We start from the raw sequence: 7,423 nt of genomic DNA, 5'->3' as shown, positions 1-7,423 counted from the left end.
AGCGAAGGCGGCATGCTGGAGCGCCCAGGCACGGTGCCGGGCAGGGCCGTGCGCACCGGCGCCGCAGGCAGGGTGGGCGCTGCGGGCGAGGCGCCCGTCGCAGCCACCGGGCGCGGCGGCGGCGGCGGCGGCGGCTTGCGGAGTGCGTACAGCTGCATCACCGTGCGCACGTAGTTCTGGGTTTCCTTGATGTTGGGAATGCGGTTGCCGGCGCGCTGCACCGCGCCCTCGCCGGCGTTGTAGGCGGCCAGGGCCAGCTCCAGTTGTTGCGGGAACAAATTGAGCAGGAAGCGCAGGTAACGGGCACCCGTGCGGATGTTGGTGTGCGGCTCGGCGAGCTTGCGCTCGATCGGCTGGCGGGCATCACCGCTCACCCCAAAGCGCGCCGCAGTGGCGGGCATGACCTGCATGAGGCCGATGGCGCCCTTGGGCGAGACCGCCTGGGGATCAAAGCCCGACTCGGCGGCGATCAACGCCTTGAGCAATTCCTCGTCGATGCGGTGGGTGAGGGCCGCCTCCCGGATCAGGGGACGCGCCAGTTGGTAACCGGCGGTGCCCTCGATGTAGGTGGCCAGCCGCAAGGCCTGCGGTGAGGAGCCCCAGCTGGCGGCGCCGGATGCCGACGGGAGCCCCCCGGCCGCAGGCGCCGTGGCAGCGTTGTCCGGCAGAGGGATGCTGGCCGCTTCAGCCCCATCGGACTGAGGTTTGGCCGTCATGCCCCCGCGAAGGAACAACTCGTAGCGATCGTCGAGCTTCTCTGAAGCGAAATGCAGGATGCCCCGCGCATCGACGTAGGCCCAGATATCCGCATGGGCGGCTGGCGCCACAAACCAGCCTGCGGCCGCCACCACTGACGCCAAACCCAGGCGCCGACAGAGGCGGCAGGCGGGCAACAACAAGGTCAGGCGCATAGGGTGGACTCGGCGATGCTCTGGCGGCAACTAGATATCGACTTCGACCGAGTCGCCGTGCAACTCCATCAGCTCGCGGCGGGCCGCGGCCTCGCCCTTACCCATGAGCTTGGTGATCAGCTGCTCGGTGCCCGTGAAGTCGAAGGCGCCCAGGCGCACCGGCAAGAGGCGCCGGGTGTCCGGGTTGAGCGTGGTCTCCCACAGCTGCTCGGCGCTCATTTCGCCCAAGCCCTTGAAGCGGCTGATGGACCAGGCGCTCTCACGCACGCCCTCCTTGCGCAGCTTGTCGAGGATGGCCGTGAGCTCGCCCTCGTCGAGGGCATAGGCCTTGGAGGCAGGCTTCTTGCCGCGAGCCGGCGCGTCCACGCGAAACAGCGGTGGGCGCGCCACGAACACATTGCCAGAGTCGATCAGCTTGGGGAAATGGCGGAAGAAAAGCGTGAGCAGCAGCACCTGAATGTGCGAGCCGTCCACATCCGCGTCGGAGAGGATGCAGATCTTGCCGTAGCGAAGGCCGGAAAGGTCGGGCGTGTCCTGGGGCCCATGTGGGTCGACGCCAATGGCCACCGAGATGTCGTGGATCTCGGTGTTGGCAAACAAGCGATCCCGCTCGACCTCCCAGGTATTGAGCACCTTGCCGCGCAGGGGCAGCACCGCCTGGGTCTCCTTGTTGCGACCCATCTTGGCGCTGCCGCCGGCGGAGTCGCCCTCGACCAGGAACACCTCGTTGTGCAGGGTGTCGCGGCTTTCGCAGTCGGTGAGCTTGCCGGGCAGGACCGCCACGCCCGATCCCTTGCGCTTTTCAACTTTCTGCCCGGCCCGCTGGCGGGTCTGGGCTGCCTTGATGGCCAATTCGGCCAGCTTCTTGCCGTATTCGACATGCTGGTTCAGCCACAGCTCGAGAGCCGGCCGCACAAAGCTGGAGACCAGGCGCACCGCGTCGCGGGAGTTCAGACGCTCCTTGATCTGGCCCTGGAACTGCGGGTCCAGCACCTTGGCGGAAAGCACATAGGAGGCCCGGGCGAACACGTCCTCGGGCATCAGCTTCACCCCCTTGGGCAGCAGGGCGTGCAGATCAATGAAGCTCTTGACCGCAGTGAACAAGCCGTCGCGTAGGCCGCTGTCGTGCGTGCCGCCGGCGCTGGTGGGAATAAGGTTGACATAGCTCTCGCGCACCGGGGCGCCGTCCTCGGTGAAGGCCACGCACCACTGCGCGCCCTCGCCCTCGGCGAAGTTGTCGTTGCTGTCGGCATAGCCCTCGCCGTCAAACAGCGGAATGACCGGGTCGGCGCTGAGCGTCTGCATCAGGTAGTCGCGCAGGCCGCCCTTGTACTGCCAGCTCTGGGTTTCCTTGGTCTTTTCGTTGACCAGCGACACCGCAACGCCGGGCATGAGCACCGCCTTACTACGCAGCAGGTGCACCAACTCGGGAATCGGAAGCTGGGAGGACTCGAAGTACTTGGCGTCGGGCCACACCCGCACGCTGGTGCCCTGCCTGCGGTCGCCCTCGCCGGCCTTGCGCAGTTGCAGGGCCTCGGTGACGTCGCCGCCCTCGAACACCAGGCGCGCCACCTGACCCTCCCTGTGGGAGACGGCCTCCAGGCGCTTGGCCAGCGCGTTGGTGACGGACACGCCCACGCCGTGCAGGCCGCCGGAGAAGCTGTAGGCGCCGCCCTTGCCCTTGTCGAACTTGCCGCCGGCATGCAGTCGGGTGAACACCAGTTCGATCACCGACGCGCCCTCTTCTGGGTGCAGACCGAAAGGAATGCCGCGGCCATCGTCGTCCACGCTCACCGAGCCGTCGGCGTGCAAGGTGACCTTGATGCGCTTGCCGTGGCCGGCCAGCGCCTCGTCGGCGGCGTTGTCGAGCACCTCCTGCACGATATGCAGGGGGTTGTCGGTGCGGGTGTACATGCCAGGCCGCTGCTTCACGGGCTCAAGGCCCTTGAGCACGCGGATCGAAGCTTCGGAATAGTCGGGCGTGGGTTTGCTTGCCATGGGTGGCCGCATTGTAAGCAAGACGGGGCAAATATCTGTATGAATCCACAGCCCCGCTTGGAATTTGCAGGCAAAAGGGGCTGCCAAGGGCGCGGGCGCTGAGGCGACAGGGCCAGTCGCCGCGGTTCGTTACAGTCCGGGAATGGCCCCGAATTCACCGCCCAAGCTCTCCCTTTTTCAGGTGCTCGCTTGCGGTGCCCTCATCGTCACCCTCTCCATGGGCGTGCGCCACGGCTTTGGACTGTGGCTGCAGCCGATCACCCAGGTCCAGGGCTGGACCCGGGAGAACTTCGCCTTCGCCATGGGAATTCAGAATCTGGCCTGGGGCATCGCGGGCATCGGCGCCGGCATGCTGGCTGACCGATTCGGCGCCTTCAAGGTTCTGGTGGGCGGCGGCGCCCTCTACGCCCTGGGCTTGGTAGGAATGGCCCTGTCCACCAACACGCTGGTCTTCACCCTGACCTCCGGCGTGGTGATTGGCCTGGCCCAGTCCGGCACGACCTACGCCGTCATCTATGGCGTGATCGGCCGTCAGGTCGACCCGGCCAAGCGCTCCTGGGCAATGGGCACGGCCGCGGCAGCGGGGGCTTTTGGCCAATTCCTGATGGTGCCGGTCGAGGGTTTCCTGATTGCGTCCATGGGCTGGCAGCAGGCCCTGCTGGTGCTGGCCGCCGCCACGCTTCTGATCGGACCGCTGGCCCTAGGCCTGCGCGAACCGGGTTTCGCCGGTGGCGCGACCCCCGTGCGGGAGCAGACCGTGGCGCAGGCACTGCGCGAGGCCATGCGTTACCCCAGCTTCATTCTGCTGGTGGCGGGCTATTTCGTCTGTGGCTTCCAGGTGGTATTCATCGGCGTGCACATGCCCAGCTTTCTGAAGGACAAGGGCCTGTCTCCCGAGGTGGCCAGCTACGCGCTGGCGCTGATTGGACTGTTCAATGTCGTTGGCACCTACATCGCGGGTGCCCTGGGCCAAAAATTGGCCAAGCGCAAGATCCTGGCGTTCATCTATTTCGCTCGGTCGGTGGTCATTACGGTGTTCCTGTGGGCGCCGCTGTCGCCGATGTCGGTCTACCTGTTCTCGGCGGTCATGGGACTGCTGTGGCTGTCCACCGTTCCGCCCACGAGTGCTACGGTGGCCCAGATTTTTGGTGTGTCACACCTATCCATGCTGGGCGGCATCGCCTTTTTCAACCACCAGCTGGGCTCCTTCATGGGCGTCTGGCTGGGCGGTTACCTCTATGACCATACGGGCAGCTATGACCTGGTCTGGTACATCGCCATCGCCCTGGGCGTGGTGGCGGCCGGTCTGAACCTGCCGGTGCGGGAGGCGCCCATCGTTCGGAAACCGATGGGGGCCGCGCTCGCCACCGGCCAGGCCGCATGAGCGCCGCCCGGATTCTGGGCTGGGCCGTGGCGCTGGCCGCGCTGGCCGGGGTGTTTGCGCTTTACCTGCAACCGACCATGCTGGTGGCCCTGTCCGAGCTGGTCTGGGCCTGTTTCAACTGATCACCTTGCAGCCTTTGGCCATACCGGCATCAGCGGTAAAGACGGCAGGATGGAGACTCGCCTCTGGCTAGAATGCCCGGATTACTTTTGAAGAGCCCCCCATGACAGCGATCACCGGCAGCCTCGTCGCCCTGCTCACCCCCATGCTCGAAGACGGCCGTGTGGACTACCCCGGGCTTCGCAAGTTGATCGACTGGCACATTGCAGAGGGCACGAATTGCATCGTCGTCGTCGGCACGACGGGCGAATCGCCAACGGTCACTGTCGAGGAGCACCGCGAGATCATCCGTGTGTCGGTCGAGCACGCGGCTGGCCGGGTGCCCATCATGGCCGGCTGCGGCGCCAACTCCACCGCCGAAGCCATTGCGCTGGCCAAGTACGCCCGCGAGGTCGGCGCCAACTCCCAGCTGCAGGTCGTCCCCTACTACAACAAGCCCACCCAAGAGGGGCAGTTCCAGCACTTCAAGGCCATCGCAGAGGCCACCGGCGACCTGCCCATCGTGCTCTACAACGTTCCCGGCCGTACCGTGGCAGATATGCAGCACGAGACAGTGCTGCGCCTGTCCGAGGTGCCCGGCATCGTCGGCATCAAGGAGGCCACTGCCAACCTCGAGCGTGCCCAATGGCTGATCCGGGACGCGCGTCCAGGCTTCTCCATCCTCTCGGGTGATGACCCGACAGCCGTCGCACTAATGCTCTGCGGCGGCCACGGCAACGTGAGCGTCACCGCCAACATCGCCCCGCGGCTGATGAGCGAGCTGTGCAAAGCCGCTATCGCGGGTCAGCGTGAGCGGGCAATGGAAATCCAGCGCAAGCTGATGCCGGTGCACCGCCACCTCTTCGTCGAGGCCAACCCGATCCCGGTCAAGTGGGCTGCAGCACGCATGGGCCTGTGCGGCGGCACCCTTCGCCTGCCGCTCACCCCTTTGTCGCCGGCCCAGCACCCCGTCGTTGAGGCCGCACTCGCGGCCGCCGGCCTGCTGTCGTGAACCGCCCCCTTTCTTTTTCTCCGCTGGCTGCAGGAGCCTCCCCCATGCAAATTCAAACCAGCCTCCGGCTATCGCTGACGGCCCTGTCGGCAGCCCTTTGCTTGGTGCTCACCGCCTGCTCCACCATCGAGGACGGCGGCAAGATCGACTACCGAAGCGCCACCAAGGCGCCGAACCTCGAGGTGCCGCCTGACCTGACCCAGCTGGCCCGCGACAGCCGCTACGCCTTGCCAGGCGCTGCTAGCGTCTCGGCCAACGAGCAGCGGGGACGCTCTCCCGACGGTACAACGACCGCTCCTGCTGCCGTGGGAGATGTGCGGGTCGAGCGCTCGGGCAACCAGCGCTGGCTCGTGGTTGCCCGGCAACCCGAGCAGCTGTGGGCGCCAGTCAAGGATTTCTGGAGGGAAAACGGCTTCGTGCTCAGCATGGACCAGCAGAACCTGGGCATCATGGAAACCGAATGGGCCGAAAACCGCGCCAAGATCCCGAACGACATCATCCGAAGCACCATCGGCAAAGTCTTTGACGGGCTGTACTCCACCTCGGAGCGAGACCGCTTCCGCACCCGCCTGGAGCGGCGGGCCGACGGCGTGACCGAGGTCTACATCTCCCATCGAGGCCTCGAGGAGGTCTACACCAGCGCCAACAAAGACCGGACCACCTGGCAACCCCGCGCCTCGGACCCCGAGCTGGAAGCCGAATTCCTCCGGCGCCTGATGGTCAAGCTGGGCGTATCTGCCGAGCAGGCCAAGGCCGTCGCCAGTGCGCCACCAGCCAGGCCGTCTGCCCGCGCCGCACAGGTCGGCGAGATTCCGGTGGTAGAGATAGACGAGTCTTTTGACCGTGCCTGGCGGCGCGTGGGACTCTCGCTGGACCGGAGCGGGTTCACTGTGGAAGACCGGGACCGCGCCCAGGGCATCTACTTCGTTCGCTATGTCCCGCCAGTCGCTGAACGCAAGAGCGAGGGCTTCCTCGCCCGGCTGCTGCCGGGCTCGGACAAGGGCACAGCCCCGGTCAAGTACCGCATCGTTCTGCGCAGCGAAGGCCAGGTCACTTTCGTCTCGGTGCTCAATGCCGAGGGCCGCCCCGACGCCTCTGCGGCGGCCAAGCGCATCGTGCAGTTGCTGGCGAACGACCTGAAATAAGCCAACCGCATCCCGGCGGCTGTCAGCGCCCTTTACCGTCTTCGCGTGCTGCGCTTCAAGAACCTGGGATCGGGCAGCTCAGGCAACGCCACCCTGGTGCACGCCCTCAGCGGCAGTCAATCCACCACGCTGCTGGTCGACTGCGGGCTGGGCATCCGCACCCTAGAGCGAAGGGCTGCCGAAGCCGGCGTGCTGCTATCCGACTTGGACGCCATCTTCATCACCCATGAGCATTCCGATCACATCGGCTGCGCGCGCAGCCTGGCGCGCAGGCACCGCATCCCGATCTGGATGAGTGAAGGCACCCATCGCGGGCTGCGCGACGGCGACTTCGACGACCTGCTGCGGATCGCCGCCCACGAACAGCCCATTGATCTGGGGGCGCTGCAACTGCACCCCTTCGAGGTTCCCCACGACGCCGGTGAGCCCTTGCAGCTGCGCTGCACCGACGGCGATGCGCACTTGGGCATCCTCACCGACCTGGGTCATGTCCCGCCGGATGTCATTGAGGCGCTGGCCGGCTGCGGGACCCTGATGCTCGAGTGCAACCACGACGCCGAGATGCTGGCAGAAGGCCCCTACCCCTTTTTCCTGAAAAAGCGGGTGGGCGGCGACTTCGGTCACCTGGCCAATGCGGCTGCTGCCGAGGCGGCGCGCGCCTGGCTGCCGCGCGGGCTGCGGCAGGTGGTGGCAGCGCACCTCAGCCGCCAGAACAACCGACCCGACTTGGCCCGGCAGGTCATGGCGCAGGCCCTGGGCTGTGGGCCACAGGACGTCCATGTGGCAGACCAGGAGACCGGCACGCCCTGGCTGCGGGCCTGAATGAATTCACCAGCGCACGCTTTGAGGCGCCCAAGAAAAAGCCGCCCGAAGG

Annotated in this window: 7 protein-coding genes; 5 read left to right on the top strand and 2 right to left on the bottom strand. The window is 66.5% G+C overall.

All coding sequences use genetic code 11. The features are described 5' to 3' along the window. A partial coding sequence (locus QE494_RS16390) for a lytic transglycosylase domain-containing protein (RefSeq protein WP_300045049.1) occupies positions 1-911 on the bottom strand: 911 nt, incomplete at its 3' end. A gap of 30 nt (positions 912-941) precedes the next feature. Continuing rightward, complete coding sequence (locus QE494_RS16385; RefSeq protein ID WP_300045047.1) at positions 942-2,909, bottom strand: DNA topoisomerase IV subunit B; 1,968 nt, start codon at positions 2,907-2,909, stop codon at positions 942-944. A gap of 142 nt (positions 2,910-3,051) precedes the next feature. Here QE494_RS16385 and QE494_RS16380 point away from each other — a divergent pair, with 142 nt between their 5' ends. From QE494_RS16380 to QE494_RS16360, 5 genes are all read left to right on the top strand, one after another. Continuing rightward, positions 3,052-4,293: an MFS transporter gene (locus QE494_RS16380; protein WP_300045045.1), complete on the top strand. Its 1,242-nt coding sequence runs from the start codon at positions 3,052-3,054 to the stop codon at positions 4,291-4,293. Next, positions 4,290-4,415: a hypothetical protein gene (locus tag QE494_RS16375; RefSeq protein WP_300045043.1), complete on the top strand. Its 126-nt coding sequence runs from the start codon at positions 4,290-4,292 to the stop codon at positions 4,413-4,415. Before QE494_RS16380 ends, QE494_RS16375 begins: the two co-directional genes overlap by 4 nt. A gap of 101 nt (positions 4,416-4,516) precedes the next feature. Beyond that, positions 4,517-5,404: a 4-hydroxy-tetrahydrodipicolinate synthase gene (gene dapA, locus QE494_RS16370; protein WP_300045041.1), complete on the top strand. Its 888-nt coding sequence runs from the start codon at positions 4,517-4,519 to the stop codon at positions 5,402-5,404. 44 nt (positions 5,405-5,448) lie between these two features. Further along, positions 5,449-6,549 carry an outer membrane protein assembly factor BamC gene (gene bamC / locus QE494_RS16365; protein WP_300045038.1) on the top strand — a complete coding sequence of 367 codons (1,101 nt, stop codon included), beginning with the start codon at positions 5,449-5,451 and terminating at the stop codon, positions 6,547-6,549. Between the two features lie 45 nt (positions 6,550-6,594). Next, positions 6,595-7,371, top strand: a complete 777-nt coding sequence (locus QE494_RS16360) for an MBL fold metallo-hydrolase (RefSeq protein WP_300045035.1) — start codon at positions 6,595-6,597, stop codon at positions 7,369-7,371. Positions 7,372-7,423: the final 52 nt, after the last annotated feature.

This window comes from Ramlibacter sp. (assembly GCF_029866045.1).
Lineage (GTDB): Bacteria > Pseudomonadota > Gammaproteobacteria > Burkholderiales > Burkholderiaceae_C > Ramlibacter.
This window is presented reverse-complemented; position numbering and strand designations above follow the sequence as displayed.

Bases quoted from the DNA above. Each gene is read 5' to 3' on its own strand.
- QE494_RS16385 (WP_300045047.1), bottom strand. From the start codon at position 2,909: ATGGCAAGCAAACCCACGCCCGACTATTCCGAAGCTTCGATCCGCGTG.
- QE494_RS16380 (WP_300045045.1), top strand. From the start codon at position 3,052: ATGGCCCCGAATTCACCGCCCAAGCTCTCCCTTTTTCAGGTGCTCGCT.
- QE494_RS16375 (WP_300045043.1), top strand. From the start codon at position 4,290: ATGAGCGCCGCCCGGATTCTGGGCTGGGCCGTGGCGCTGGCCGCGCTG.
- dapA (WP_300045041.1), top strand. From the start codon at position 4,517: ATGACAGCGATCACCGGCAGCCTCGTCGCCCTGCTCACCCCCATGCTC.
- bamC (WP_300045038.1), top strand. From the start codon at position 5,449: ATGCAAATTCAAACCAGCCTCCGGCTATCGCTGACGGCCCTGTCGGCA.